The 26537-nt window shown below is 64.1% G+C and carries 26 protein-coding genes and 1 tRNA gene; 5 read left to right on the top strand and 22 right to left on the bottom strand.

Features of this window, described 5'->3' with window-relative positions:
* Positions 1-16: 16 nt before the first annotated feature.
* From proB to rplU, 5 genes are all read right to left on the bottom strand, one after another.
* Positions 17-1135 carry a glutamate 5-kinase gene (proB, locus tag D9M09_RS03225; protein ID WP_121668568.1) on the bottom strand — a complete coding sequence of 373 codons (1119 nt, stop codon included), beginning with the start codon at positions 1133-1135 and terminating at the stop codon, positions 17-19.
* 27 nt (positions 1136-1162) lie between these two features.
* Entirely contained in the window at positions 1163-1573 is a 411-nt protein-coding gene (locus tag D9M09_RS03220) for a hypothetical protein (protein WP_070312768.1), read from the bottom strand.
* 13 nt (positions 1574-1586) lie between these two features.
* Entirely contained in the window at positions 1587-2696 is a 1110-nt protein-coding gene (obgE, locus tag D9M09_RS03215) for a GTPase ObgE (protein ID WP_034754647.1), read from the bottom strand.
* Between the two features lie 114 nt (positions 2697-2810).
* A complete protein-coding gene (gene rpmA, locus D9M09_RS03210) occupies positions 2811-3083 on the bottom strand; it encodes a 50S ribosomal protein L27 (RefSeq protein ID WP_070219281.1) in 273 nt (90 codons plus the stop codon).
* A 40-nt stretch (positions 3084-3123) separates the two neighbouring features.
* Positions 3124-3435 carry a 50S ribosomal protein L21 gene (rplU, locus tag D9M09_RS03205; protein ID WP_034754730.1) on the bottom strand — a complete coding sequence of 104 codons (312 nt, stop codon included), beginning with the start codon at positions 3433-3435 and terminating at the stop codon, positions 3124-3126.
* A 304-nt stretch (positions 3436-3739) separates the two neighbouring features.
* On the opposite strand from rplU, the gene ispB reads away from it, so the two are divergent.
* A complete protein-coding gene (gene ispB / locus D9M09_RS03200; protein WP_121668567.1) occupies positions 3740-4729 on the top strand; it encodes an octaprenyl diphosphate synthase in 990 nt (329 codons plus the stop codon).
* A gap of 61 nt (positions 4730-4790) precedes the next feature.
* On the opposite strand, the gene arsC is transcribed toward ispB, so the two are convergent.
* Together arsC and D9M09_RS03190 are read right to left on the bottom strand one after the other, a co-directional pair.
* The gene (arsC, locus tag D9M09_RS03195; RefSeq protein ID WP_121668566.1) at positions 4791-5213 is read right to left on the bottom strand and encodes an arsenate reductase (glutaredoxin); all 423 of its coding nucleotides are present in this window, start codon (positions 5211-5213) and stop codon (positions 4791-4793) included.
* On the bottom strand, positions 5210-5578 hold the full coding sequence (locus D9M09_RS03190) for an ArsR/SmtB family transcription factor (RefSeq protein ID WP_240453540.1): 369 nt from the start codon (positions 5576-5578) through the stop codon (positions 5210-5212). Before D9M09_RS03190 ends, arsC begins: the two co-directional genes overlap by 4 nt.
* Before the next feature lie 120 nt (positions 5579-5698).
* Here D9M09_RS03190 and D9M09_RS03185 point away from each other — a divergent pair, with 120 nt between their 5' ends.
* From D9M09_RS03185 to D9M09_RS03175, 3 genes are all read left to right on the top strand, one after another.
* Positions 5699-7792 (top strand): AsmA family protein, encoded by a 2094-nt coding sequence (locus D9M09_RS03185; protein ID WP_121668565.1) that lies wholly within the window; start codon positions 5699-5701, stop codon positions 7790-7792.
* 54 nt (positions 7793-7846) lie between these two features.
* Positions 7847-7923, top strand: a tRNA-Pro gene (locus D9M09_RS03180).
* A gap of 128 nt (positions 7924-8051) precedes the next feature.
* Positions 8052-9446, top strand: a complete 1395-nt coding sequence (locus D9M09_RS03175) for a GntP family permease (RefSeq protein WP_121668564.1) — start codon at positions 8052-8054, stop codon at positions 9444-9446.
* Between the two features lies 1 nt (position 9447).
* Here D9M09_RS03175 and D9M09_RS03170 read toward each other — a convergent pair whose 3' ends face one another.
* The 4 genes from D9M09_RS03170 to D9M09_RS03155 all read right to left on the bottom strand — a co-directional run bounded on the left by D9M09_RS03170 (position 9448) and on the right by D9M09_RS03155 (position 13207).
* Positions 9448-10851, bottom strand: coding sequence for a sodium:solute symporter family protein (locus D9M09_RS03170; protein WP_121668563.1), 1404 nt, complete (start codon positions 10849-10851; stop codon positions 9448-9450).
* A 131-nt stretch (positions 10852-10982) separates the two neighbouring features.
* Positions 10983-11786, bottom strand: coding sequence for a 3-oxoadipate enol-lactonase (gene pcaD, locus D9M09_RS03165; RefSeq protein ID WP_121668562.1), 804 nt, complete (start codon positions 11784-11786; stop codon positions 10983-10985).
* Positions 11787-11797: 11 nt separating this feature from the next.
* The gene (catC, locus tag D9M09_RS03160) at positions 11798-12088 is read right to left on the bottom strand and encodes a muconolactone Delta-isomerase (RefSeq protein WP_070291119.1); all 291 of its coding nucleotides are present in this window, start codon (positions 12086-12088) and stop codon (positions 11798-11800) included.
* 9 nt (positions 12089-12097) lie between these two features.
* On the bottom strand, positions 12098-13207 hold the full coding sequence (locus tag D9M09_RS03155; RefSeq protein WP_121668561.1) for a muconate/chloromuconate family cycloisomerase: 1110 nt from the start codon (positions 13205-13207) through the stop codon (positions 12098-12100).
* A 102-nt stretch (positions 13208-13309) separates the two neighbouring features.
* Between D9M09_RS03155 and D9M09_RS03150 the strand changes: the two genes are divergently transcribed.
* On the top strand, positions 13310-14224 hold the full coding sequence (locus tag D9M09_RS03150) for a LysR family transcriptional regulator (RefSeq protein WP_070291203.1): 915 nt from the start codon (positions 13310-13312) through the stop codon (positions 14222-14224).
* Between the two features lie 3 nt (positions 14225-14227).
* On the opposite strand, the gene D9M09_RS03145 is transcribed toward D9M09_RS03150, so the two are convergent.
* From D9M09_RS03145 to D9M09_RS03095, 11 genes are all read right to left on the bottom strand, one after another.
* A complete protein-coding gene (locus tag D9M09_RS03145) occupies positions 14228-14620 on the bottom strand; it encodes a hypothetical protein (protein ID WP_121668560.1) in 393 nt (130 codons plus the stop codon).
* 57 nt (positions 14621-14677) lie between these two features.
* Positions 14678-16018 carry a PepSY-associated TM helix domain-containing protein gene (locus D9M09_RS03140; RefSeq protein WP_121668559.1) on the bottom strand — a complete coding sequence of 447 codons (1341 nt, stop codon included), beginning with the start codon at positions 16016-16018 and terminating at the stop codon, positions 14678-14680.
* An 8-nt stretch (positions 16019-16026) separates the two neighbouring features.
* Positions 16027-18141, bottom strand: coding sequence for a TonB-dependent receptor family protein (locus tag D9M09_RS03135; protein ID WP_240453539.1), 2115 nt, complete (start codon positions 18139-18141; stop codon positions 16027-16029).
* Positions 18142-18218: 77 nt separating this feature from the next.
* Positions 18219-18626: a DUF2946 domain-containing protein gene (locus tag D9M09_RS03130; protein ID WP_240453538.1), complete on the bottom strand. Its 408-nt coding sequence runs from the start codon at positions 18624-18626 to the stop codon at positions 18219-18221.
* Between the two features lie 47 nt (positions 18627-18673).
* Positions 18674-19270, bottom strand: a complete 597-nt coding sequence (locus tag D9M09_RS03125) for a PqiC family protein (RefSeq protein WP_240453537.1) — start codon at positions 19268-19270, stop codon at positions 18674-18676.
* Positions 19267-20907 (bottom strand): intermembrane transport protein PqiB, encoded by a 1641-nt coding sequence (locus D9M09_RS03120; protein ID WP_070219293.1) that lies wholly within the window; start codon positions 20905-20907, stop codon positions 19267-19269. The genes D9M09_RS03125 and D9M09_RS03120 overlap by 4 nt, the downstream gene beginning before the upstream one ends.
* Complete coding sequence (locus D9M09_RS03115; protein WP_430886685.1) at positions 20900-22192, bottom strand: paraquat-inducible protein A; 1293 nt, start codon at positions 22190-22192, stop codon at positions 20900-20902. The genes D9M09_RS03120 and D9M09_RS03115 overlap by 8 nt, the downstream gene beginning before the upstream one ends.
* A 128-nt stretch (positions 22193-22320) precedes the next feature.
* The gene (locus D9M09_RS03110) at positions 22321-23679 is read right to left on the bottom strand and encodes an amidase (RefSeq protein WP_121668556.1); all 1359 of its coding nucleotides are present in this window, start codon (positions 23677-23679) and stop codon (positions 22321-22323) included.
* Between the two features lie 4 nt (positions 23680-23683).
* Entirely contained in the window at positions 23684-24361 is a 678-nt protein-coding gene (locus tag D9M09_RS03105; RefSeq protein ID WP_121668555.1) for a DUF2848 domain-containing protein, read from the bottom strand.
* A gap of 4 nt (positions 24362-24365) precedes the next feature.
* A complete protein-coding gene (locus D9M09_RS03100) occupies positions 24366-25694 on the bottom strand; it encodes an MFS transporter (protein WP_070291110.1) in 1329 nt (442 codons plus the stop codon).
* Between the two features lie 109 nt (positions 25695-25803).
* The gene (locus D9M09_RS03095) at positions 25804-26478 is read right to left on the bottom strand and encodes a DUF4286 family protein (protein WP_121668554.1); all 675 of its coding nucleotides are present in this window, start codon (positions 26476-26478) and stop codon (positions 25804-25806) included.
* Between the last annotated feature and the right edge of the window lie 59 nt (positions 26479-26537).

Genomic DNA, 26537 nt, shown 5'->3' with positions numbered 1-26537 from the left:
TCGCCGCTAATCCGACCTACAACAACACCATATTGTCGCGATGAATCAGCTCATGGCCTTCCATGTAGCCGAGAATCGATTCGATCTCGGTGGACGGCTTGCGCATGATGCGGCGCGCTTCGCCGCTCGTGTAGTTCGACAGGCCGCGCGCCACGGGCACGCCGTGCGCGTCGACGCAGGTGATGACGGCGCCACGGCCGAATTCGCCGTTCACGCCCGTCACGCCGATCGGCAGCAGCGACTTGCCTTCCTGGCGCAGCTTTTGCACGGCGCCCGCATCGAGCACGACGGCGCCGGCCGTATGCAGATGATCGGCCATCCACTGCTTACGCGCCGTCAATTGGCCCGTTTGCGCCAGCAACTGCGTGCCGATCGCTTCGCCCTGTGCCAGGCGGCTGAGCACGTCGCTGTCGCGCCCCCAGGCGATGATGGTATGGGCGCCGGACTTGGCGGCGCGCTTGGCGGCGAGGATTTTCGTCAGCATGCCGCCGCGCCCCAGACTGGAACCGGCGCCGCCGGCCATCGCTTCCAGGGCCGGATCGCCGGCGATGCCTTGCGTGATCAGATAGGCGTTCGGGTCCTTGCGCGGGTCGGCCGAAAACAGGCCGTGCTGGTCCGTCAGAATGACCAGCGCATCGGCCTCGATCAGGTTGGCGACCAGGGCGCCTAGGGTGTCGTTGTCGCCGAACTTGATTTCATCGGTGACGACGGTGTCGTTTTCATTGATGATCGGTACCACGCCCAGGCGCAGCAGGGTCGTCAGGGTGGAGCGGGCGTTCAGGTAGCGTTCGCGGTCGGCCAGGTCGGCATGCGTGAGCAGCACTTGCGCCGTGCCGAGGCTGTGGGCGCGGAAGCTGCTTTCATAGATTTGCGCCAGGCCCATCTGGCCGACGGCGGCGCACGCCTGCAATTCGTGGATATCGGTGGGGCGCTGCTCGAAACCGAGGCGCAGCATGCCTTCGGCGATGGCGCCGGAACTCACCAGCACCACTTCCTTGCCGAGGGCGCGCAAGCCGGAAATCTGCGCGGCCCAGCGCGCGATGGCGGCATGGTCGAGTCCGCGGCCATCGTTGGTGACCAGCGAGGAGCCGACTTTGATGATGATGCGGGTAGCTTTTTGAATCACGGAATCCATGGGGCGGCGCTCTTCACTTAATAGACGTCAGCGCGCAGGACGCAGCAGCAGCAAGGCCAGCCCCGCCGTCAACTCCATTGCGCACATGAACAACACAAAACCCTGGGGCAAGCCGAAGCTGATGGCCGCGAACAGACGGCCGGCGGGCTGCGCCAGGACCAACATTGCAGTGATATCGCCGAGGACGGGCAGTTCGCCCTGCCGTGCCGCGAACAGCGCCAGGAGCGCGGTAGCGCCCCAGACACCGACATGGGAAGCGTAGAACTGGCTGTAGCCATCGACGCCGTTGAGGAAGATGCCCATGCCGGCCGCCATGTCATCGGCGAACAGCAGACAGGCGACCGCGCTCAGCCCGTAAGCATACGCGATCAGATGCAATACACGGCGCTGCCACGCTTGCTTGCGTGCGAACGCGGCAGCGACCGTCTGTACCGACATCAGGGTAAGGCGCTTAGTCGAGGATCTTGAAACGCGGATCATCCGGGTCGATCGACGAGATACCGCGTGCTTCTTCGGTCATCTGCGTTTCTTCGGCACGGCTTTCGCTGTGTTTCTTCTCTTCCAGATGCTGGTAGATGGCATTGACCAGTTCCGGGCAACCCTGGTGGTTCAGCGCGGAAATCTCGAAGACGGGACCTTTCCAGGCGAAACGCTTGAGGAAGTCCTTGACGATCTTCTTGCGCTCTTCTTCCGGCACCATGTCGAGCTTGTTCAACACCAGCCAGCGCGGCTTGTCGACCAGCGACTCGTCGTACTTCTTCAATTCCTTGACCAGCGCCTTGGCTTCCTTGACAGGATCGACGTTGGTTTCAAACGGCGCCAGGTCGACGATGTGTAACAGCAGACCCGTGCGCTGCAAGTGGCGCAGGAATTGATGGCCCAGGCCCGCGCCTTCGGAAGCGCCTTCGATCAAGCCGGGAATATCGGCGATCACAAAGCTCTTCTCGTGCGACACGCGCACCACACCCAGGTTCGGGTGCAGGGTGGTAAATGGATAATCGGCAATTTTCGGACGCGCGTTCGAGACGGCCGAAATGAACGTCGATTTGCCGGCGTTCGGCATGCCCAGCAAGCCCACGTCGGCCAGGACTTTCAGTTCCAGGCGCAATTCGCGGCGTTCGCCCTCCTTGCCCTCGCCTTTTTGGCGCGGTGCGCGGTTGGTCGAGGACTTGAAGTGGATATTGCCCCAGCCGCCTTCGCCGCCCTTGGCCAGCATTTCGGTCTGGCCGTGTTCGGTCAGATCGGCCAGGATTTCGCCGCTCGCGTTGTCGATGATCAAGGTGCCGACCGGCATGCGCAGGTGGATGTCATCGGCGCCCTTGCCATAGCAATCTGCGCCACGGCCAGGCTCGCCATTGCGAGCCTTGTGCATTTTGGAGAAGCGGAAATCGACGAGCGTGTTGATATTGCGGTCGGCGACTGCCCAAATGGTGCCGCCCTTGCCGCCATCGCCGCCATCGGGACCGCCGAAAGGCCGGAATTTTTCACGGCAGAAAGAGGCGCAGCCGTTGCCGCCATCGCCCGCGATGACTTCGATTTTTGCTTCGTCGATAAACTTCATAATTTTGCCGCCATAAAACTAAAAAGGCTCTACCTTGGGCAGAGCCTTTCGATTGAAGGCTTGCGCCTTACATCATGCGATCATTGCGGAGCGAACTGGCGCTCCGCGAATGAATTACGCTGGTACTGCTTCGTTTGGTACAACGGTCACGAATTGCTTCGAGCCGGCACCTTTGACAACGAACTTCACTTTGCCCGCGATCAGCGCGAACAACGTGTGGTCCTTGCCCATGCCTACGCCTTCGCCGGCGCGCACTGGGGTGCCGCGTTGACGAATGATGATGCCGCCAGCATTGATAGCTTGGCCGCCGTAGACTTTAACGCCCAGACGCTTTGATTCTGAATCACGGCCGTTTCGCGTTGTGCCGCCGCCTTTTTTATGTGCCATTTAAGACTCCTTGATAGCTGATTAATTCAAACAGCGGCGATTAGCCGTTGATCGAAACGATTTGGATTTCGGTAAAATTCTGGCGATGGCCTTGATGCTTTTGGTAGTGCTTACGACGACGCATCTTGAAAATTTTGACCTTATCATGGCGACCATGCGCCACAACCGTAACCAGTACCGTTGCACCTTCGACCAATGGAGCACCAAACTTGATGCTGTCGCCCGCGCCTACTGCGAGAACTTGATCGATGGTGATTTCGGAACCAATGTCTGCCGGTATCTGTTCTACTTTAAGTTTTTCGCCAGCGACAACTTTGTATTGTTTGCCACCGGTTTTTATGACCGCGTACATGATTTGAAACCTCATCAAATGTTGAAAGAATTTGTCCCACTGTCACGCAAAGCAAGCCGTACACAACAGGGGGAACCAGCGATTATACACGGACTGAGAAATTGCGTCAAAAAGTATTCACAAAGCTTGACGATCGTGGTATGTCGACAACCTGACCATCATGTCAGGCTCGCGCCAGGCAGACAGGAAAACGCGCGGCAGTGCCAACAAGATCAAACAATTGCCTTGCAGCCATAGGCAAACATCACGCGTGCGCAAGCCTTGTCGTATAATCGCGGCACCCACAATCTAATGCAGGTTCGCCTTGTCTGACGCTAACAAACACGTTAACCAAAACACCATCGTGCAAACGATTGCCGCCGATATGGATGCAGTCAATACGGTGATCCGCCAAAAGTTGCACTCCGATGTCATTCTGATCAACCAGATCGCTGAATACATCATCAGCGCAGGGGGCAAACGCATCCGCCCCGTGCTGATTTTGCTGGTGGCCAATGCCCACGCCTATCGCGGCACGGCGCACCATGAACTGGCCGCCGTGGTTGAATTCATCCACACGGCCACCCTGCTGCACGACGACGTCGTCGACGAATCGTCGATGCGCCGCGGACGCCAGACGGCCAATGCCCTGTTCGGCAATGCCGCTTCGGTGCTGGTGGGCGACTTCCTGCACTCGCGCTCGTTCCAGCTGATGGTGTCGCTCAATAATATGCGCGTCATGCAAATCCTCTCCGACGCCACCAACGTGATCGCCGAAGGTGAAGTGCTGCAATTGCTGAACATGCACGATCCGGACGTGACGCAGGAAAGCTACCTGAACGTCATCCGCTCGAAGACAGCCAAGCTGTTCGAAGCGTCGGCGCAACTGGGCGCCCTGATCGCCGGCGCCAGCGAAGACGATATCGAAGCGGCCGCCGAATACGGCCGCTCGCTGGGCACGGCTTTCCAGCTGATCGACGACGTGCTCGACTATGCAGGCGACGCCGCCGAAATCGGCAAGAACGTGGGCGACGACTTGCGCGAAGGCAAACCCACCATGCCGCTGATCTGGCTGATGGAAAACGGTACGCCGGAACAACGCGAACTGGTGCGCGGCTGCATCGAGCAAGGCGACGAACAGCATTTCGATACCGTCCTGACGGCCATCACCAGCAGCGGCGCCCTCGACTACACGCGCAAGCAGGCGGAAATCGCCGGCCAGCGCGCCGCCGATGCCATCGCCGGCTGGCCCGACAGCATCTACAAGCAATCGATGCTGCAACTGTGCTCGTTTGCCGTGGACCGCAATCACTGATCGCGTTGTACTTATATGCAATACAAAACGGCGCCACTGGCGCCGTTTTTTTATACCCCGCTCATTTCACCGGCTTGCCGTCGGCGCCGACCACGGCCTGGCCATCTTCCTTGGCAAATGCCCCTTTCTGCGGCAGCGGCAGGATCTCCAGCACCTTTTCCGACGGCCGGCACAGGCGCACGCCCAGTGCCGTGACGACGATGGGGCGGTTGATCAAAATAGGATGGGCTTGCATGGCGTCCAGCAGGGCCGCATCGCTCAGCTCAGGATTGGCCAGGCCCAGCTCGTCGTACAGGGCGCCCTTGTCGCGCATGACGGCGCGCACGGACAGGCCCGCACGCTCGATCAGGTCGACCAGTTCCTCGCGCGAAGGCGGATGCTTGACGTAATCGATGATGACGGGCTCGACGCCCGTGTTGCGGATCAGGGCCAGGGTGTTGCGCGACGTGCCGCATGCCGTGTTGTGATAAATCGTGATCGTCATGGTGTGATGTCCTTTACATTGGGTTCGCTGACGCAGCAAGGTGCGCCGGCGCAGCAGTTCTCGGTCAGGAAGGCGAGCAAGCCGTTCATGCCCGCATAATTGGCCGCGTAGATGATGGAACGGCCTGCCTTGTTCGCCGTCACCAGATTGGCGTGCGCCAGTTCTTTCAAGTGAAATGACAGCGACGATGGCGCAATCGCCAGCGCGTCGGCAATTTTCGTCGCGGCCATGCCTTCCGGCCCCGCTTGCACCAGCAGGCGGAATACGGCCAGCCGCGATTCCTGCGCCAGCGCAGCCAGGGCCACGATGGCGGAAGCGCTCGTCAGCGGCGTCGCCTGGTTCGCTGTTGTCTTTTCATTTTCCATACTTCAATAATAGTCGAATTATTGAATCATTTCAAGCGCGGTGTCTTACGTAACCCAGCGCACCGACTGTCCCGGCCTATCGGTCTACCTTGATGAAAAATCACTGCGATCGGCATTCCCATGACACGCTCAACCCCGCTCAACATCCTCGGCTGGAGCCTGGCCGCCTTGCTTGCCCTCATCGCCATCGTGGCCATCTTCGTGCTGACCTTCGACTGGAACCGCGCCCGTCCCTACATCAACGAAAAAGTGTCGGAAAGCACGGGCCGCAGCTTCGTCATCGGCGGCGACCTGCAGGTGACGTGGAAGCAAGGCCTGAAAACGGAACCGGGCTGGCGCCGCTACGTGCCGCGGCCTGTCATCAGCGCCCACGACGTGCGCATGAGCAACCCGGACTGGGCGACAGCCGGCCCGCAACTGGCCAGCGCGAAACGCATCGACCTGGCCATCCATCCCTTGCCCCTGTTGCAGCACCGCGTGGTGCTGACGGACCTGGCGCTCGACGCACCCAATATCGCCTTGCAGCGGCGCGCCGACGGCAGCAACAGCTGGACCTTGAAGGATAACGGTCCTTCGGCATGGGACGTGGAAATCCAGCGCATGGCCTTCGGCGACGGCGCCATCCGCTACCTGGACGAAGGCATCGCGCTCGACGTGCAAGCCAAGGTCAGCTCGACGGCGCCCGACGCCACGCCGGGCGATGCGTCAGGCAACGCTCCCGTGCAGAAATACGGCATCGCCTTCACCCTGGGCGGCAGCTACCGCAAGGCGCCCGTGACGGGCGGCGGCAAGGCGGGCGCCGTGCTGTCATTGACCGACAATAACACCGTGTATCCCGTGCAAGCGCATGCCGTACTGGGCAAGAACAAGGCCAGCATCGATGGCACCCTGACCGACCCGCGCTCGCTGTCCGGCATCGATTTGCAGCTGAGCCTGGCCGGCGCCAGCATGGCTGACCTGTACCCGCTGACGGGCCTGCTGCTGCCGGAAACGCCGGACTACGCCACCAAAGGCCGCCTGCTGGGCAAGAAGGACGGCGCCAGCTGGAACTGGACTTATCAGAATTTTAAGGGCACGGTGGGCCAGAGCGACCTGGCCGGCACCCTGCAGTATTTGTCGCGCCAGCCCCGCCCCTTGCTGCGCGGCGAGGTGACGTCGCAGCAATTGCGCCTGGAAGACCTGGGCCCCACCATCGGCGCCGACAGCAATGCGCGGAAACAGGCGCGCGGCAAGGCGCCCGTGCAGCCCGACAATAAAGCCTTGCCGGTGGAACAGTTCAATACGGCGAAATGGGATGCGCTCGACGCCGACGTGAAATTTACGGGCAAGAAACTGGTGCGCACGCACGATATCCCGCTCAACGACATCGTCGCCAACATCCACATGAAAGACAAGGTGCTGAGTTTAACGCCGCTCAATTTCGGCATGGCCGGCGGCGACATCACCTCGAACATCACGCTCGACGGCCGTCAAAAAACCATCGCCGCGCAAGCCAAGGTGGCGGCGCGCCACCTCAAGATTCGCGAACTGTTTCCCAAGCTGCAATCGATGCAGGCGAGCTTCGGTGAAGTATATGGCGATGCGGCGCTGACGGGCCACGGCAATTCCATTTCCGCCATGCTGGCCAGCGCGAATGGCGAACTGGCGGCCACCGTCAGCGAAGGCTCCGTCAGCCAGTTCATGCTGGAACTGGCCGGCCTGAACCTGGCCAACGCCGTCTTCGTGAAAATCTTCGGCGACAAGCAGGTGCACCTGAACTGCCTGGCCAGCGATTTCGCCGTCACGAATGGCCAGGCCGACGTGCGCCGCTTCGTGCTCGATACGGACACGGCCGTGGTGAATATCACGGGCAACGTCAACCTGGCAACAGAAACCCTGGACCTCGACGTGCGCCCCCGCACCAAGGGCGCCCGCATCATCACCCTGCGCACGCCGCTGTATGCGAAAGGCACGTTCAAGAACCCGGACGTGGGTCCGCAAAAAGGCCCGCTGGCCCTGAAAGCAGGCGCCGCCGTGGCCCTGGCCACCGCCGTCACGCCGCTGGCCGCCCTATTGCCTTTGATCAACGTCGACAAGGCACCCGACACGGACTGCGCCGCCGTCATGGCGCAAGCCAATGCCACGCGCAAGGCCCCTGCTTCGCCGGCAACGAATGCACCGGCGAAAAAGGTCAGCGAAGCGGAAATCAAGAAAGCCCAGCAGGAAAAGAAATAGACCTTGATGCAGCCGCTTGAAACCCGCCCCGCCATCTGCTGTAATAACAGTAAGCGGGGTGTGGCTCAGCCTGGTAGAGCGCTGCGTTCGGGACGCAGAGGCCGGAGGTTCGAATCCTCTCACCCCGACCAGCCGTTTCCCCTTGCTGTGCCGGCTTAAGCTGCCCGTACCTTGACCTGCGCGTTGGTGTGTTGCCGAGAAATATGATATTAATTACATCATTAATGTCCTGATCACTTCTCGCGCAAGGGCCTGACCGATGTCTTTCCTGATAGTTCTGGCCGCACTGGCCTTCCTGATGCTGGCCGCCTACCGCGGCTACAGCGTGATCCTGTTTGCGCCCGTCGCCGCACTCGGTGCCGTATTGCTCACCGATCCGTCCGCCGTGCCGGCCGTCTTCAGCGGCATCTTCATGGAAAAGATGGTGGGCTTCATCAAGCTGTATTTCCCCGTCTTTTTGCTCGGTGCCGTGTTCGGTAAACTCATCGAGCTGTCCGGTTTTTCCCAGTCCATCGTCATGGCGGCCATCCGCTACATCGGCAGCGCGCGCGCGAATGCCGTGATCGTTGCCGTGTGCGCCGCCTTGACTTATGGCGGCGTGTCGCTGTTCGTGGTGGTGTTTGCCGTCTATCCATTTGCGGCGGAACTGTACCGCCAGAGCAATATCCCCAAGCGGCTGATGCCGGGCGCCATCGCCCTGGGCGCGTTTTCGTTCACCATGGATACTTTACCGGGCACGCCGCAAATCCAGAACATCATCCCCACCACTTTTTTCAACACGACCGGCTGGGCCGCGCCATGGCTGGGCACCATCGGCGCCGTGCTGACGGTGATCATGGGACTGGCCTTCCTGGAATGGCGTCGCCGTTCCGTCATGGCGACGGGCGAAGGGTATGGGGCCGAGGCCGAAAAGGCCACGGCCGACGCGGGTGCCCTGCCCCATCCGCTGCTGTCGGTGGCACCTCTGGTACTGGTGGGCGTGGCCAACTTTGCGCTGACCAAGCTGATCCCGCACTGGTATGGCGCCAGCTACGTACTCACCGCCGAGGCCCTGCCGGGCCTGCATGCGCCCGTATCCACGGCGATCGCTTCCGTGACCGGTATCTGGGCCGTGGAAGGCGCCTTGTTGCTGGGGATTTTGCTCGTGTGCGCAACGGCCTTCGGGCGTATCCGCGCCGCTTTTGCCGAAGGCACCAAGGCGGCCGTGGGCGGCGCCCTGCTGGCGGCCATGAATACGGCGTCCGAATACGGCTTTGGCGGCGTCATCGCCGCCCTGCCCGGCTTTCTTGCCGTCAGCAACACCTTGCGCAGCGTGCCCGATCCCCTCGTCAACGCGGCCGTCTCCGTCACGACCCTTGCCGGCATCACGGGCTCGGCATCGGGCGGCATGAGCATTGCGCTGGCCGCCATGTCGGACAGTTTTATCCAGGCCGCGCAACAGGCGCATATCCCGCTCGAAGTCATGCACCGCGTGGTGGCCATGGCCAGCGGCGGCATGGATACCTTGCCGCACAATGGCGCCGTGATCACCCTGCTGGCCGTCACGGGCCTCACCCACCGCCAGTCCTACCGCGATATTTTCGGCATCACCGTCATCAAGACGGTGGCCGTGTTCCTCGTCATTGCCCTCTATTACATGACGGGACTGGTCTGACCTAGCGGCGCGACGACGATGCCGGCTTCGCCACAGCGTGCGCCGGCTTGAACAGGTGGCTGATGCCCATGGTCAGCAGCGGGCCGGCCAGCGCCAGGTAGGAACTGTCGACGCCATACGGATTGCCCGCCAGGAACCAGCCGATGGTGGCGATCACGGAAACGATCACGCCGACGAAGGCGCCGCGCGGCGTGCCGAATTTCGGCGCATAGAAGGCCATCAGCACCAGCACGGCCAGGGTGGCGCGCAGGGCCTTGCCGAGGAAGGCGATCATCAGCAGTTTTTCCGCATACAGCGCCAGCACCAGCGGCAGCAGGCCGGCCACGACGATGGCGATGCGCAGGAACATCAGCGATTTCGCGTCATTCTTTGCCTTGTTGTACCAGGGGTCATAAAAATCCTTCATGGCCAGGGTGGCCGATGCGAGGGTGGTGGCGGAAATGCCGCCGAACAGGGCGCCGGCCAGGCCCACGATCATGATGCTGGCGGAAAACGCGGGCATGTGGGCGATCAATGTCGGAAAGGCGTCGATCGACTTCATGCCCGGATACAGCACGGCGCTGCACATGCCGATCAGGGCCGCCATCAGGCCGAACGGGATCATCAGCGAGGACACGTAATAGCAGGCGCGCTTGGCCACGGCCGGGTTGTCCGTGCTGACCAGGGCCTGGATCACGTATTGCGTGGCGAAGATGGAACCGATGCCGCCGATCATCCAGGCGATGATCTGGCCCCAGCCGATCTCGACCCAGTTGAACATCTTGGCGGGCAGCTGCGCCTGCAGCGCACCGATGCCGCCGGAGGCTTCCAGCGCATACGCGAGCGCCAGGATCACGCCCAGATACTTGACGATGGAGTGGGCAAAATTCGTGTACACGACCGAGCGCATGCCGCCCAGGCTGACATAGATCACGGTGATGGCGCCCACCAGCAAGATGGCCACCGTCTTGTTGATGTGCAGCACGGCCGCCAGCACGGCGCCGCCGCTCGCATACAAGGCCACGGCAACGATGCTCAGCGCGACGATGGTGAGGATGGACGCCGCATAGCGCACGGGTTCGCCATACGTTTGCGCCAGGATGCCGGAAATCGTCGACTGCCCGCTTTCCTTGTATTTCTTGACCAGCACGATGGCCAGCAGCAAGAAGCCCAGCGACAGCGCCACCAGATTCCAGGCGGCGGAAATGCCCAGTTCATAGCCCTTCTGGGCCGTGCCGATGCTGACGGAACTGCCGATGAATTCCGACAATAACAGCGCGCCGATCAGGTAAGCGGGATAGTTGCGCCCGCCCGCCGTCATGCCCTCGGCGCTGTTGGCATGCTTGCGCACGCTGTAGGTAATGTACGACATGAGGGCGAAATAGCCCACCGTGATCGCAGCGATGATGATCAATCTGTTTTCCATCCGTCTACTCCAAGTCTGCTTTTCTTATTATTATTTTTCAAGAAAGCTTCCCCTGCCCCATGCCGGACGAGCCGGTGGCGGTGCTCAGGGGAAAGTCAAATTCCTGCCATACCTATACGGTACAGCAAGCCTCACAACAAAAAGGTCCGCAACTGCGCCGTGAACAAGTCCGCCGCTTCGACGTTCGAGATATGCGAGGCGGGCACGCTTGCCAGGCGGGCGCCCGCGATCTGCCGCTGCAGCCAGCGCCCGTCGTCGACGGTGGTCACGGGATCGTGCTCGCCCGCGATGATCAGGGTGGGCACGCTGATCGTGCCGACGCCGGCGTGCAAGTCCGTCTGGGCCAGCACGTCACAGCAGGCCGCGTAGCCGCCGGCATCCTGGCTGCGCAAAATGCCGACCAGGCGCGCCACCGTGTCCGCTTCACGCGCGATAAACTGGGGCGTGAACCAGCGCGCGGCGGCGCTGTCGGCCACCGCGGCCATGCCGTCGCGGCGCACCTGTTCCGCCCGCAGCTGCCACGGCGCGGCGCCGCCGATGCGCGCCGCCGTATTCGCCAGCACGAGCTGCGTCAAGCGCCGCGGCTCGTGTATGCCCAGCCACTGGCCAATCAAGCCGCCCATGGAAATGCCGCAGAAGGCGGCGCGCGCGATATCGAGGTGATCGAGCAGCGCCACCACGTCCAGGCCCAGGCGCCCGATGTCGAACGGCGCGCCGCCGCTGGCGGACTGGCCATGGCCGCGCGTATCGTAACGCACGACAAAAAAGTCGCCCGCCAGCGCGGCCGCCTGCGCATCCCACATGGACAGGTCCGTGCCGAGGGAATTCGACAGGACGAGGCAGGGCTTGCCGCGCTCGCCATCCGTGCGGTAATGCAGGCCGATACCGTCCACCTCGCACGTTTTCCCGGCAGTGTCGTTGCCTATCTGCGTCATCGCATGTCTCCTCAGGAATCGTCGCCGCGCACCGACGAAGGATGGCGGCACAACGGCATCACGTCGATCTGCATGTAGGGGAACAGCGGCAGCGAAGTGAGCAAATTATGCAGCTCGTCCACGCTGTCCACGTCGAAGACGCTGACGTTGGCGTACTGGCCGGCGATGCGCCACAGGTGGCGCCATTTGCCCTCGTGCTGCAGGCGCTGCGCCAGTTCCTTTTCCGTTTGCTTTAGCTGCGCCGCCTGCTCGGCGGGCATGTTCAACGGCAGGTTCACGTTCATGCGTACATGGAATAACATGGTTTCTCCTTATTGGCGTTGCATGGAACGCAGCTTGTCCAGGTCGATCTCGACGCCCAGGCCAGGCCCCGTCGGCACCTGCAGCATGAAGTCGCGGTACACGAGCGGCTCGCGCAAGACTTCCTGCGTCAGCAGCAAGGGGCCGAACAGTTCCGTGCCCCAGGCCAGTTCCGCAAACGTCGAGCAGACATGGGCCGTGGCGGCCGTGCCGACGCCGCCTTCGAGCATGGTGCCGCCGTACAGGCCCACGCCGGCCAGGCGCGCCACGGTGGCCACTTCCAGCGCGGGCAGCAAGCCGCCCGACTGGGTGATTTTCATGGCAAACACGTCGGCCGCGTCGGCCTGCGCCAGCGCCAGCGCATCGGCGGGGCCGTGCAAGGCTTCGTCGGCCATGATGGCCACGTCGAAGCGCTGCTTCAGGCGCGCCAGCGCGGCACGGTTGCCCGCCTTCACCGGTTGTTCGATCAGGTCGATGCCGCCCGCTTCCAGCGCGGCGATGCCGCGCACGGCGTCCGTCTCGCTCCAGGCCTGGTTGACGTCAACCCGCACGCTGGCCCGTTCGCCCAGCGCCCGCTTGATCTCCAGCACGTGGGCCACATCGTCCATCACGTCGCGCAGGCCGATCTTCAGCTTGAAGATGCGGTGGCGGCGCAGGTCCAGCATCTTTTCCCCTTCGGCGATATCACGCGCCGTGTCGCCGCTGGCCAGCACCCAGGCCACGGGCAGCGCATCGCGCACGCGGCCGCCCAGCAATTCCGACAGCGGTACGTTCAGGCGGCGCGCCTGCGCATCGAGCAGCGCAGTCTCGATCGCGCACTTGGCGAAGCGGTTGCCCTGGATGACCTTGCGCACCAGGGCCATGGCCTTGGCCACTGCGCTCGCTTCCATGCCGACCAGCAGCGGCGCGATATAGGTATCGATATTCGTCTTGATGCTTTCCGGGCTTTCGCCGCCGTAGCTCAAGCCGCCGATGGTGGTGGCCTCGCCCCAGCCCGTGATGCCGTCGGCGCAGCGCAGCCGCACCAGCACCAGGGTTTGCGTATTCATGGTGGCGACGGACATCCGGTGCGGACGAATGGTTGGCACATCGACCAGGTAGGTCTCGATATTTTGAATCATATTTATTCCGTATAATTCTGTGGAGTGGTGACACGATATTCCCCGAATGCCCCCACGTCCAACACCGAGTTGGTATCAAACCTATACCTGAAAGGTATGAAGATGGAATTACGGCACTTGCGCTACTTCGTTGCGGTCGCAGAGGAAAGGAACTTCACGCGGGCCGCCGCGCGCCTGCATATCGCGCAGCCGCCGCTGAGCCGACAGATGCAGCAGCTGGAAGAAACGCTGGGCGTGGCGCTGATCGAAAAAGGTTCGCGGCCCTTGCGGCTGACGGAAGCGGGCGAGTTTTTCCTCGCCCATGCACGGCCCCTGCTCGACCAGGTGCGCGACCTGCAGGCGATGACGCAGCGCGTGGGCAAGCTGGAACGCACCCTGTCGATCGGCTTCGTCGCCTCGACGCTGTATGGGGAATTGCCCGACATCGTGCACCGCTTTTGCGAACGCCATCCCGAGGTCGACGTGACCCTGCATGAAATGACAACGGTGCAGCAGTTGAAGGCCCTGAAGGAAGGCCGCATCGACGTGGGTTTCGGACGCTTGAAAAGCGAAGACCCCAGCATCCGCCGCATCCTGCTGCGCGAAGAGCGGCTGGTGGTGGCCCTGCCGCCCGGCCACCGGCTGGCCAAGGGTGAAGGCGGCTTGCGCCTGACAGACCTGATCCACGAGACCCTGCTCGTGTATCCGAAAGCGCCGCGCCCCAGCTTTGCCGACCAGGTGCTGGCCATGTTCAGCGAAGGCAATGTCACACCCGGTCCCGTCACGGAAGTGCGCGAGCTGCAGATTTCCATGGGACTGGTGGCGGCCGGCCAGGGCATTTCCATCGTGCCGGAAAGCGTGCAGGCCATGCATCACCGGAACGTCGTGTACCGCAAGCTGGACGACAAGCATGCGTTCTCGCCCATTTTATTCAGCATGCGGCATATGGACCGCTCGCCGGAACTGGAAAACCTTCTCGCTGCCGTGTACTCGATCTACGATGAACACGGCATCGCGCACGTCAAGGAAAGCCTGTAGCCCTCACTTTGACAGCGGTGCATCGGCCAGCAATGCCGGGCGCAGCGCGCGGATGCGCAGCTCCGTGAAATAGCCGCCCGCCTCGTTGTAGCGCAGGTAGTGGCGGCCGCAGTTCAGGCAGCGGGCCACCTGGCTCAGGTTCGCGGGATAAAAGCGCGGCGCGATGGGCGCGTCGACGCTGTCGTAGCGCGTGCCGTGCGGGTGGTACTCGTCAAACGTCGGTTCCGCGTACGGATCTGCGCGCAGGGTGCCGACCTCCTCGAAACGGTCAAGTTCCAGCGACGTGGGCAGCCGCTGCCAGGCATCGAGCGGAACGGTGCAGCAACTGCATTTTTGCGTGACACCGGCCGACGCGGCGGCCAGTGCGGACAAGGCGGGAAAATCGATGAATACCATGGTTCAGCCATTACAAAGGCGCGGCCCTTGGCAACGAGCCTGGCCGCATCCCTTATTCTAGCGCAGCCACATGCGGCCGACACGCGGCCCACATTTTGCCAACCCCAATTCCAGCAGCACCAGCATGCCGCCCGACACGAGCAGCAGCGGCATCAGCGCGCACATGCCGGCCGCCACCAGCCAGGCCAGCGCGGACGGCGACGTCCAGGCGCCCGGCAGCAGCTTGGGCAAGCCCAGCGAGCCTGGCAGGCGCCGCTTGAAGAACATCACCCAGCCCGACACCAGCGAAAACAGCACGCTGGCGCCGAACAGCAGCAGCAAGGCCTGGTTCCACCAGCCGAATTCACCGCGGTGGAACGGGATGCCGATGGCGGTGGCCTTGCCGAACGCCGTCTGCGCGTCCCAGCCCGCATAGTACAAAGGCTTGCCGCTGTAGGCGTCGAATTGCAGGTCGAAGCGCAAGGTGGGCTGGCTGCGGTCGGCCATGGTGGCGCGCCACACATCGTCCTGACTGACCGGCGCCGTCAGCTGCACGGCGATGGCGGGCGCGTGACTGCGCGCCACTTGCCACGCATCCTGCCAGTCGAGCGGAGCGCCCTCTTCGCTTGAGTGCAGGCCGCGCGGCACGGGCGGCGGCGCCTGGCCGCTGACGTCGCGCAGCGTGCGGATGCGCCCGCCCGCCTGCTGGCTCCACGTCAATCCTGTCGTCAGGATCACGACGCTGACGATGCCGAGCGCCACGCCGAGAAAAGCATGCCACTGGCGCCAGCCGTTGCGGCCCTGCGCGCCCCGCTTCGGCAAGCCCGATTGCGCGCCGCGCGGCCACCACAGCACCACGCCCGTCACCAGCATCACCATCAGCCAGCTGGCGGCCAGCTCGATCATCCAGCGCCAGCCATCGTTTTGCAGCAGGCGCGAATGCAGCTTTTTCGCCCAGTTGCCGAAACGTTCGCTGCTGGCCAGGCTGCCCAGCACGCGCGCGTCATACGGATTCACGTAGACGATCACGGCTTGCGCGGGCAGGCCGAACTTCGGCTTGACCGGTGCGGCATGTCCTCCATGGCCCGCATGTTCATCGGGCGCGCCGCCGGGCGGCGCGAACGCCACCTGCACCGCGTCGTCCTGCTGAAACGGCGGCACCACGTGCTGCACCGTCCAGCCATGCGGGGCCGCCCGTTCCGCGGCCGCCACGGCGGCGTCCAGCGGCAGCATGGACGCTTGCGGCGCCACATGGTCGAGGTGCTGGTACAGCCGCGCCTCGATCTGCGGCGTGAACACATACAAAATGCCCGTCAGGGTGGCCACCAGCGCAAACGGCGAGGCGATCAGCGCGGCCCAGAAGTGGATGCGCCAGTACAGGCTTTTGCGCCGTGCGATAAGAAAGGTGTGATCGTCCATGGCCAGCCTCACAGTCCGTTATAGGTATAGCCCAGGCCCAGCATCACGCTGCGCGGCGCACCGGGCGTGTACTGGTTCTGGCTGTTCGGCGCATAGCTGCCCGTGCCCGCATAGCTGCTGCTGGCCGAATCGGCATAGCGCTTATCGGCCATATTGCGCACCTGCGCCCACGCTTCCAGGCCCCGCGCGAGCTGGTAGCTGGCACGCAGGTTCAGCAAGGCGTGGCCGCCATACTCCACCGTGTTGGCGTTGTTCATCCAGTAGCGGCCCTGATGCACGGCTTCGAGGGCGATACGCGCGCCGGTCACGGGCTTGTAGCCGATCTCGAACGAGGTGATGTCGCGCGGCGCCTGCGGCATGATGCGGCCGCTGTAATCGAGGGTACTGGAGACCTGGTAGCGCAGGTAGCGGTGGCGCGCGATGGCCGTGGCGAAGCGCGCGTCGAACGGCCCGCTGTCGTAGTTCAAACCCAGCTCCAGCCCTTCGCTGCGCGTGCGTCCCGCATTGCGGTTTTCGCTGTTGCCCGGCGAAAGCGTGTAGCTGACGATGGTGTCGCGCCCGTCGAGCCGGTACAGTGCCGTGTCGAGTTTCAAGCGGCCCTGCAGGAAGGCCCAGCGCAGGCCCAGTTCATAGTTGTTGTAGACGGACGGCTGCAGGTCGGCAATGCCCGTCTTGCCATACAGCTGGCTCACTTCGGGCGGGGTAAAGCCCTGGCTGACGTTCGCATATGCGCTGCCCGCATGGCCGATGGCGTAGGTGGCGCCCAGCTTCGGGCTCACATGCGAAAAGCTGCGCGACTCGTCGGGCGCGCCGTAGTTGACGCTGCCGACGGGCGCCAGATTGTTATGATAGTCGTAGCGGATGGCGTCCGAGCGTCCACCCAGCACCACGCGCGTGCCCGCCAGCGGAGAAAATTCCCACTGCGCGAAGATGGCCGTGTTCAAAATGTCCGTCTGGTAATCGCGCACGCCCTGCGGATTGGACGCGTTGGCCAGCGTATAGCGCAGATAGCGGCCCGTGGCCGCATCGCGCACGATGGAGAGATTGTCGCTGACAAAGGGATTGTCGCTCTTGTCCACGTACACACCGGCGACCAGGCGCGAACGCAGCCACGCGAATTCCTGCTGGTGTTTCACGTCCAGCCCCAGCGAATCGACATGGTTGTTGTTGATGACGCCCTTGCACAGCAGCCCCGCGCAGTTGCCGATGGAATACGCGGGAATCTGCCCGTGGTCGTTCTTGCGTGTAAACACGGTGATGGTGCTCGTGCCATTGGCTGTCGTCGCGCCCTCCCACGCCAGGTTCATGCGCGTGGTCTTGTCCTTGCGGTAGGTGAATGTATTGAGACTCTTGCCGGGATTGCTGCGGTAATCGTTCTCGAACAGGCTGCCCGTCATGGCGGCATCGAGATCCGTGTGCACGAGGGTGGCGCGCAGCTGCGACGCGGGGCCGAGCGCATAGTCGGCGCGCAGTGAGAACGAATCCTTGTCGCCATAGCTGTACTCTTGCCAGTTGTCGCGCGAACGGCGCGAACTGTAATGGGAAAAGCGCAGTCCCAGCGGCCCCCAGGTATCGCTGGCGGCCGTGTCGTAGCGGGTGAAACCGCCCACGTTGTCGCGCCGCACGCCCGCGCTTGCCGTCGGCGTGGCGCTGGCGCCGGCCGTGAGGAAATTGACGGCGCCGCCCACGGCATTGCTGCCGTACAGCGACGAGACGGCGCCCTTCACCACTTCCACGCCGCTGGCGCCCGCCATGTTCATCTCGTTGAGCGAGTTGTGGTTGAAGACGCCCAGCGGGCGGATGGGTATGCCGTCTTCCAGGTACTGGTAGACGGCATTCGTGCCGATGGGCTGGCGGATGCTCATGCTGTGCTGCTCGTTGCCCAGGTCATTCCAGTACACGCCGGCGATGCGGTTGAGGATATCGCCCATGGTCCTGGGCTTGTCGCGCTCCAGCGTTTTGGCATTGACGACGCCGATCGCCTGCGGCGTCTCGGACAGCCACGATTGCGCGCGCGAGCCGGAAACGACGACCGTGTCGATGGCGTGGTCAAGTTGCTGCGCCTGCGCGCAGGGATAGGCCAGGGCGATGGCTGCCGCCAGCATCAATAATTTCTTGTTCATGTGATTCTCGTTTAAGTGTGCGGATGCGGGGCGTCACACCGCAAGGTGGACAGCGCCAGCATTGAAAATGCAAAAACTTAAATGAGACCGGGCGGCGCGCGCGACTGCGCGGTGGACCAGATGAACAGCGGGGATGGGGACTGGTAGTACAGGGCCGGGAAGATGGCCGTGCCGCTGGCCACAAGCAGCGGCAGCACTGGACTGGCCGGCGGCAGGCCGACGGAACCCGCATGCGTGGAACAGAAGGCGCAATGCTCCATCTGCATGGCCTTGCCGCCGGACTTGCCATCGGCGGCGCCGTAATCGGCCTGATCAAGCTGCACAAAACGGATGCCGGCCACCGAGCAGATTTCCGCCCAGCCGGAGCCGGATTCCTGTTTGGCGTTGGCGACGGCCCGGGAAATCGATGGCGCGAGCGCCGCCAGCAGGATCGCGAAACAGGCGATCCAGGCGGCGAAGCGGCGCGTGAACAAGGTCATTCCCATGGCCGCATTTTACCAGCGGCCGCCGGGACTGGGTAGCGGAAAGCGGCTCAGGCGGCCGGGCAGGCGGCGCTGCCGTTGTCAAAAGCACGCACGACGCTGGCCGCATCGGCGGCGATGCGGTTCACGGCGCGGCGGTGACCGAGCACCAGTTCATCATAGCCGGCGCCCACCTTTTCATTGGCGATCGTGCGGCAAGTGACCACCTTGCTGCTGGCCAGCTGGCGCACGCTCCACACGGCATCGATCAGCGCATACTGGCCCATCACGGACTCGAAACGCTGCACGTTGGTGCTGATGCGGTACACGGGCAGATTGTCCGGATGCGGCGTGCGGAACACGTCGATGGCGCCCAGGTCGTTCGTCACGGCCGTCGACAGGGCCTGTCCGATCTCGCCGGCCAGCGGCCCCGCCCAGCGCTGCTGCTCCAGCAATTCGATGCGGCCCGACGGCGCCGTCACGACAAACTGGTTGCGGCTCACCTGCTGCGGCACGCTGACGGCCAGCACCTCGACATAGTATTTCACGGGCTTGGCCGGCTGCGCGTCGGCGCCGCCGCTCAGCGTATAGAAATGCTCGGGCTGGGGCGTGGAGCAGGCAGCCAGCAGGCTGGCCGCCAGCAGCGCGGAAAACATCGGCTTCATCATTTTTTTTCATCTCCTTTTTTACCGCGGATCAGGGACTCGGGGTGGCGTTCCAGGTAATCCGACAGCGCGTTCAGCGATTGCAGGGTTTGCGTCAGCTGCTGCAAGGCCTGGCGCACGTCCGACTGCAGCGGCGAATCCTTTTGCAGCACCTGTTCGGCCGTGCCGAACGTCTGTTTCGCCGCCGTCAGGGTATCGCGCATTTCCGGCACCACCTGGCCATCGAGCTGCTTGAACAGGGTATTGGCCTGCCTGATCGTGGCGTTCAGGTTATTGCCGATCTCCGCGTACGGCACCTGATCGAGCTTGCGGGCGATGCTGGCGATCTGCGTCTGCAATTCATCGAGGGTGTTCGGCACGGTCGGCACTTCCAGCGGATACCTGTTCGGATCGAGCGCCACCTTCGGCGCTTTCGGGAAGAAGTCCAGCGCGATATACAACTGGCTGGTCAGCAGGTTGCCCGTGCGTAGCTGCGCGCGCAAGCCGCGGCTGACCATGCGTTCGAGCAGCTGGTGGCCGGCCGAGCCTTCCTCATCGTCGACGGCGGCCTTGAAGCGCATGCCCAGGCGGGCCGGGTACAGGTTGACGGTGACGGGCATGCGGAAGTTCTTCTTCACGGGGTCGAACTCGATGCCGACCGAGCGCACCTCGCCCAGCACGATGCCGCGGAAATCGACCGTGGCGCCGGGCTGCAAACCGCGCAGCGATTGGTCGAAATAGAACACGGTGGTGATCGCCTCGCCATCGGGCTCGCGCATGGCGCTCGCCTCGTCGGCCGCCAGGCGATAATTGGTGCCGGCCGGTGCCGGTTCGACGGGCTTGCGGCCGTTTTCCGCCTCGAAGGCGATGCCGCCCACCAGCATGGCAGCCAGCGATTGCGTATTCAATTTGAAGCCGTTGGAATCGAGACGCACGTCAACGCCGCTGGCATGCCACCAGCGCGCATCCTTGCCGACGAACTGGTCGTACGGCGCATTCACGAAGACCGACATGGTGATGCCGTTGCCATCCTTGTCCAGCGCGAAGCTGACCACCTTGCCCACCCTCAGGCGGTGGAAGAACAGGGGCGAGCCCACGTCGACGGAGCCGAGGCTGTCCGCATGCAGGGTGTACAGCTTGCCCTTCTGGTCTCCCGCCACGGCGGGCGGACTCTCCATGCCGATGAAGCTCTCCTTCTTCTGCTCCGACTTGCCCGTGTCGACGCCGATGTAGGCGCCCGACAGCAAGGTGCCCAGGCCCGTCACGCCGCTGGCGCCGATCTGCGGGCGCACCACCCAGAAGCGCGAATCGGCGGTGGCGAAGCGGCGCGCTTCCTTGCTCATGTCGATCGTCACGAGTACCTTGCTCAAGTCGTCGCCCAGGGTGATGGCGCGCACCTGGCCGATGTCGACATCCTTGTACTTGACCTTGGTCTTGCCCGGCTCCAGGCCTTCGGCGCTCTTGAAGCTGACCGTCACCGTGGGTCCCTGGTCGAGGATGGACTTGGCGGCCAGGCCGGCGCCGATCAGCGCTGCCAGCAGCGGAATGAGCCATACCAGCGACGGCAGCCAGCGGCTGCCCTGTTCCACATCGGGTTCCGGCAACGGGGGGACGCCCTGGCCACCCGTTTCGGCAAGGCCGCCCGCTTCTTTGTCAGACATGCTGTTCTCCAATCACTGTATTGTTTCCGGTATTTGCCACCACCACGGGTTCTTCCTCGCCAGGCACCTGCCCGTCGACGGGGTCCCAGATCAGGCGCGGGTCGAACTGCATCGCCGCCAGCATGGTCAGCACCACCACGGCGCCAAAGGCCAGCGCGCCCGGTCCCGCCGTGATCACGGCCAGCGACTTGAAGCGCACCAGCGCCACCGTCAGGGTGACGACAAAGATGTCGAGCATGGACCAGCGGCCGATGAATTCGACCATGCGGTACAAGATGGTGCGCTGGCGCGGCCGCCAGCGCGAACGCCGCTGCGCCGTGAACGCCAGCAGCGCCAGCACGCCCAGCTTGAGCATGGGCACGACCACGCTGGCGATGAAAATGATGATGGCCAGGCCCTTCGAGCCGCTGGTCCAGAACAGCACCACGCCGCTCATGATGGTGTCGTCCTGCGTGCCGAACAGCGATTGCGTGACCATCACGGGCAGCAGGTTGGCGGGAATGTAGAGGATCATGGCGGCGATCAGCAAGGCCCAGGTGCGGTTGATGCTGTCCGGTTTGCGCACGTGCAGGGCCGTGCCGCAGCGCACGCACGCCAGGTGCCTGCCCTTGCCCGCAGGCGGCGCCACCAGGCCGCAGGCATGGCAGGGCACCACCTTTTCACCGGGCGCGAAAGCCTTGTAGCGGATGCCGGGCAGCGCTTGCCGGGTCAGGTCGTCGCCCAGGTTCCACAGGGCCTTGGGGTCGAACGAGACGACGATGGCCAGCAGCACGGTGAGCGCGCCAAACGCGAACAAGCCCGGTTGCGGCAGCACCGTGGCCAGGCTGGTCATCTTGACAACGGTGATCAGGATGCCGATCATCAGCACCTCCGTCATGCCCCATTCGCGCGCCGTCTGCACGGCGCGCAGCACGCGGTTAAAGCCCGGCACCTTGACGCCGCCGCGCAGGCCCAGCGCCACATACAGCAGCGAACCGAGTTCGATGGCGGGAAAGAGGATGGTAAACAGGAAGACCATCGTCGCCACGATGTGCATCTGCTCGTACCACAGCACGCGGATGGAGCCGAGCAAGGTGGCGCTGGAAGTGAGGCCATTGACGTCGAGTTCGACGATGGGGAAAAACTGGGCGATCAGGAAGACAAAGGCGGCGCCCAGGGTGAGCGCCACCACCTTGCTCAATTCGGCCGATGCGCCCCGCGCGTAAGCGCCGCGGTACAGCACCGAGCGGCAACGGATGCAGCGCGCCTTTTCGCGGGGGCGCAGCGGACGTTTGCGGTACAGCACGCCGCAGTCATGACAGCTAATCAGGTCGTATCGGTGCACAGTGTGAAGTTTGCCGGCGCCCGCAGCGCGACTATCCCATGTCAATGCCAGCCATCATGACAGAATTGGCATTTTCCTGCACTACGGCACTATTCTTTTCCACTCCCCCGCAACAACGCCTCCACGGCGCGGCCGATTTGCAACACCGTATCGTCGGCGCCGGCCAGGCCGCAGATGCCCAGCCCCACGGGCAGCTCGCCGTCGGCATGGCAAGGCAGCGACAGCGCGCAGCCGTCGAGGAAGTTGATGACGCTGGCGTTGCGCAGCACCAGGCCGTTCGTGGCAAAGAAGGTGGCGTCGTCCGCTTCCAGCGGCGCGACCTGCGGCGCCAGAATGGCCACGCTGGGCATCAGCCAGGCGTCGAACGGCGCCAGGCGCCGCCGGGCGATGGCGATCAGGCGCGCGCGCGCATCGAGCAGGTCGATGTAGTCAAACGCGCCCTGCTGCTGGCCGCGGCGGATGCGCGCCGCCACGCGCTGGTCGTACTGCGCGCCCTTTTCCTCGAGCAGGGCGCGATGCCAGTGCCACGCTTCCGCCGCCACCAGGCCGCCGCCGCCATTGATGCCCGGCAGCGCCAGCAACTCGGGGAAATCGAACTGTTCCACCAGGGCGCCGGCTTGCCGCAGCTTGTCCCGCGCGGCGTCGAAAGCCTGCTGCACCTGCGGCGCCACGTGCGTACCGACATAGTCCAGGGTAAAGCCGAAGCGCAAGCCTTTCAGTGCCGGCGCCTGCGCGCCGATATCATGGCCCGACAGCGCTGCATACAAAATAGCGCAGCAATCGACGCTGCGGGCGATGGGGCCGGCCGAATCGAGGGAGCGCGACAGGGGCACCGTGCCTGCCAGCGGCACAGTCGCCGCCGTCGGCTTGAAGCCCGTCAGGCCGCAAAAAGCGGAGGGAATGCGGATCGAGCCGCCCGTATCCGTGCCCAGCGCGCCGGCCGCCATGTCCAAGGCCACGGTGACGGCGCCGCCCGAGGTGGAGCCGCCGGCCACGCGCGTGCCGTCGTGCGGATTGCGCGGCGTGCCGTAATGGGGATTCAAGCCCAGGCCGGAAAACGCGAATTCGCTCATATTGGTGCGCCCAAGCAGAACGGCGCCGGCCGCGCGCAGGCGCGCCACGGCGCCCGCATCGGCCACGGCGGGCGGCGCGTCGGCCAGCGCCAGCGAGGCGGCGCTGCTGACCTGCCCCCTGACGTCGAACAGGTCCTTGATCGAAATGGGGATACCGGCCAGCGGCGAGGCAATGATGCCGGCGGCGCGCGCCACATCGCTGGCACGGGCCTCGGCCAAGGCCTGTTCGCCATCAAGGCTGACATAGGCATGGCCGCCCTGCGCCCGGTGCGCCTCGGCGCGCGCCAGCATCCGCTCGGTCAGTGCCACGCTGGTGATGCGGCCGGCGGCCAGGTCGGCCGCCAGTTCGCGGATGGTCTTGGTCAGTTCGGTCATTCTCTTATCCTTCCACGGGCAGGGTTTGCACGGCATAGCGGTGCTGCAGGCGGCGCTGCAAGGCTGGATCATACAGCTCCAGCTCAAACGCGTCGCCATGGCCCATCTCGCCGATGATCGGTTGCGTGCCGCAGAACATGGCGCTACCCACGGGCAGGCTGGCCTGCCCCGTGTAGCGCTGAATCAGGTCTTCCGGCGACAGCATGCGCGTCACGGGGCCATCCTGGTACAGGGCCGGCACGCCGGCACGCTCGCGCCAGGAGCGCATCTGCAGCTGGTCCCAGTGGCCGGCCACGTCGGCATAACGCCACAGGGTGTCGCCCACGGGCTTGCCGCACATCTGCTTCGATACCGTCACGCCGTAGCTTTCCACCTTGCGGTCCGTGTGGTCGGAACCGATGCCCACCAGCAGGCCGTATTCCGTGGAAAACAGCACGAATTCCGCTTCGCCCGAGGAATCGCCGCCCGGCACTTCGATGGCCGCGTCGCTCGACAGCAGTGCTGCCGCCACGCGGTAAAACGTGGGCACGCTTTTCGGGCGCGCCACGCCGATGGCTTCCAGTTCGGCGATATGGTGTTCCACCATCGCCATGTCGCGGCCCGTCCAGCCGGCGATGATCAGGTGATCGATGTCGAAGGTAACGGGGCCGTGGCCGGCCAGTTGAAAATGCAATGTCGTCATGATTTTATTCCTCCAGGGGGCCGCGGCCCGTTTCGCGTGCGGCAAACACTGCCGCGCCGGTGATCAGCAAGGCCGCCGCCACGTACAGCGAGACGGCCACGGTGCTGTTGTACGAGCGGTACAGGCTGGCGATGACGAGCGGCGCGAAGCCGCCGCCGATGACGCCGGCCAGGGTATAGGCCAGCGAGGAACCCGCATAGCGCACCTTGGTCGGGAATTGCTCGATGACGAAGGCCGCTTGCGGGCCGTACATGATGGCGTGGATGACCAGACCCACGACGACGGCCGTGACGATGGCGGCCGGGCTGGCCGTGTCTAACAAGGTGAAGAAGGCAAACGCCCACACGAGGCCCAGCGCTGCGCCCAGCGCATACACGGGGCGGCGGCCGATCTTGTCCGACAGCGCGCCAAACAGCGGCACCGACAGCGCATTGCAAGCCGTGCCGATCATGATGGCGGTGAGCGCCAGGGTCGACGACAGATGCAGCACCGTCGTCACATACGTCAGGGTGAACACCACCACCAGCGCATACAGCACGTCCGAGCCGATGCGCACGCCGCCGGCGATCAGCAGACGGCGCCAGTAGAGGCGCAGCACGTCGCCGATCGGCGCTTCGGCCTTGGCATCCTGCTGGTCGAGTTCCTTGAACAGCGGGGTTTCCTCGATGCCGCTGCGTATCCACATGCCAAACGCCACCAGCAGCAGGCTGGCGATGAACGGCATGCGCCAGCCCCAGTCCATGAACGCTTCATGCGGCAGCAGATAGGTGATCAGACCGATGCAGCCCGTCGCCAGCAAGGTGCCGAACGACGGCCCCACCTGCGTCCACGAGGCGTTGCGGCCCCGCTTGTCCGGCGCACCGTGTTCGACGGAGATCAGCACGGCACCGGCCCATTCGCCGCCCAAAGCGATGCCCTGCACGAAACGCAGCGCCACCAGCAGGATGGGACTCCAGATGCCGGCCGTCGCGTACGTGGGCAGGAGGCCCATCAGGCCCGTCGTCACGCCCATCAGCATCAGGGTCACCACGAGCACCCAGCGGCGTCCCAGCTTGTCGCCCAAATGGCCGAAGATCACGCCGCCGATGGGGCGCGAGATATAGCCGACGGCATACGTGGAAAAGGCCAGGATGGTGCCCGTCAGCGGATCGAACGAGGGAAAGAACAGGTGATTGAAAATCAGCGCGGCCATGGTGTTGTAGACGGTGAAGTCATACCATTCCAGGGTCGTGCCGACCATGCTGGCCGTGGCCAGGCGGCCCGTCTTGGCCGTCGTGGCCTTCTCGCCCGGTGCCTGGGCTGCCGGATGCGCGGCGTTCGTATATGTGGTCATTGCCTACCTCTCTCGTCAGTTTTATTGCAGGCCCGGCGCAGGATGCTTTGCCCTGCGCCGTGGCCCGTGTCTCGTGTTATCAGTGCCGGCAAGATACGCTTGCGGCGCGTCAGGCAGCGTGCAGGTCGGCCTCGCGCAGCTGCCAGGACAGCTGCAGGATGGCTGCCTGTTCGGCGTCCAGGCCCAGCGCCGCGCTGGCGGCATTCGCGGCCGCCATGGCGGCGCTTTCGGACGATGCGTCGATCAGGAAGATCGGATCGAGCACGCGGGCCTCCGTCCGTTCCGCCGGCAGGGGGCCGGACAGGCTGGCGTCGGGCGTGAGCAAGCGCGTGGCAATGACGCCGTCGATCTGCAGCAGCGTCGTTCCCAGCGTGGCCAAGCCGGCCACCGCTTGCGCATCCTGGCCGATGGCTGATGCACCCAGACGCAGCACGGCCAGCCAGGCGCCCGTGCCCATGCCCGTTTCCGCCTCGATGGCACATACACGGCGCATCGGGTCGACCATGCGCTGCAAGTTCGTCAGCGACCATGGCGTCTGCTGGCCGAAGGCCTTGAAGTAGTCGGGCGTCTGGAAGGCGGCGAGCGACACGGTGCGGTACAGGCCCAGGTATTTGCGCGGACCGCGCACGCTCTGGTAGCGCGTGCCGCTGGCGAAGCCGGGAATGCGCACGCGCTCTTCCACGTGCTCGCGGTCATACCAGCGGTTGAAATCAAGCTCGTGTTCCGGGTCGGCGCTGGTCCAGACGAACAGGATGCCGGGCAAGGTGGTGGTGGACGTCGTCATGAGGGTTCCGTTTGCGTTGTAAGTGGAGTGCCAACCCAGAATAGGTGGCACGCCATCAC

Source organism: Janthinobacterium agaricidamnosum (genome assembly GCF_003667705.1).
Lineage (GTDB): Bacteria > Pseudomonadota > Gammaproteobacteria > Burkholderiales > Burkholderiaceae_D > Janthinobacterium.
The sequence above is the reverse complement of the archived record's forward strand: the minus strand, read 5'-3'. Positions and strand labels throughout refer to the sequence as shown.

Coding starts and splice junctions, on each gene's coding strand:
- D9M09_RS03100 (WP_070291110.1), bottom strand. CDS start 25,694: ATGACCACATATACGAACGCCGCGCATCCGGCAGCCCAGGCACCGGGC.
- D9M09_RS03110 (WP_121668556.1), bottom strand. CDS start 23,679: ATGACCGAACTGACCAAGACCATCCGCGAACTGGCGGCCGACCTGGCC.
- rplU (WP_034754730.1), bottom strand. CDS start 3,435: ATGTACGCGGTCATAAAAACCGGTGGCAAACAATACAAAGTTGTCGCT.
- D9M09_RS03095 (WP_121668554.1), bottom strand. CDS start 26,478: ATGACGACGTCCACCACCACCTTGCCCGGCATCCTGTTCGTCTGGACC.
- pcaD (WP_121668562.1), bottom strand. CDS start 11,786: ATGACGCAGATAGGCAACGACACTGCCGGGAAAACGTGCGAGGTGGAC.
- D9M09_RS03175 (WP_121668564.1), top strand. CDS start 8,052: ATGTCTTTCCTGATAGTTCTGGCCGCACTGGCCTTCCTGATGCTGGCC.
- D9M09_RS03140 (WP_121668559.1), bottom strand. CDS start 16,018: ATGGACGATCACACCTTTCTTATCGCACGGCGCAAAAGCCTGTACTGG.
- D9M09_RS03190 (WP_240453540.1), bottom strand. CDS start 5,578: ATGGAAAATGAAAAGACAACAGCGAACCAGGCGACGCCGCTGACGAGC.
- D9M09_RS03155 (WP_121668561.1), bottom strand. CDS start 13,207: ATGATTCAAAATATCGAGACCTACCTGGTCGATGTGCCAACCATTCGT.
- arsC (WP_121668566.1), bottom strand. CDS start 5,213: ATGACGATCACGATTTATCACAACACGGCATGCGGCACGTCGCGCAAC.
- D9M09_RS03185 (WP_121668565.1), top strand. CDS start 5,699: ATGACACGCTCAACCCCGCTCAACATCCTCGGCTGGAGCCTGGCCGCC.
- rpmA (WP_070219281.1), bottom strand. CDS start 3,083: ATGGCACATAAAAAAGGCGGCGGCACAACGCGAAACGGCCGTGATTCA.
- catC (WP_070291119.1), bottom strand. CDS start 12,088: ATGTTATTCCATGTACGCATGAACGTGAACCTGCCGTTGAACATGCCC.
- D9M09_RS03120 (WP_070219293.1), bottom strand. CDS start 20,907: ATGTCTGACAAAGAAGCGGGCGGCCTTGCCGAAACGGGTGGCCAGGGC.
- proB (WP_121668568.1), bottom strand. CDS start 1,135: ATGGATTCCGTGATTCAAAAAGCTACCCGCATCATCATCAAAGTCGGC.
- D9M09_RS03125 (WP_240453537.1), bottom strand. CDS start 19,270: ATGATGAAGCCGATGTTTTCCGCGCTGCTGGCGGCCAGCCTGCTGGCT.
- D9M09_RS03150 (WP_070291203.1), top strand. CDS start 13,310: ATGGAATTACGGCACTTGCGCTACTTCGTTGCGGTCGCAGAGGAAAGG.
- D9M09_RS03170 (WP_121668563.1), bottom strand. CDS start 10,851: ATGGAAAACAGATTGATCATCATCGCTGCGATCACGGTGGGCTATTTC.
- D9M09_RS03130 (WP_240453538.1), bottom strand. CDS start 18,626: ATGGGAATGACCTTGTTCACGCGCCGCTTCGCCGCCTGGATCGCCTGT.
- D9M09_RS03220 (WP_070312768.1), bottom strand. CDS start 1,573: ATGTCGGTACAGACGGTCGCTGCCGCGTTCGCACGCAAGCAAGCGTGG.
- D9M09_RS03145 (WP_121668560.1), bottom strand. CDS start 14,620: ATGGTATTCATCGATTTTCCCGCCTTGTCCGCACTGGCCGCCGCGTCG.
- obgE (WP_034754647.1), bottom strand. CDS start 2,696: ATGAAGTTTATCGACGAAGCAAAAATCGAAGTCATCGCGGGCGATGGC.
- D9M09_RS03105 (WP_121668555.1), bottom strand. CDS start 24,361: ATGACGACATTGCATTTTCAACTGGCCGGCCACGGCCCCGTTACCTTC.
- D9M09_RS03135 (WP_240453539.1), bottom strand. CDS start 18,141: ATGAACAAGAAATTATTGATGCTGGCGGCAGCCATCGCCCTGGCCTAT.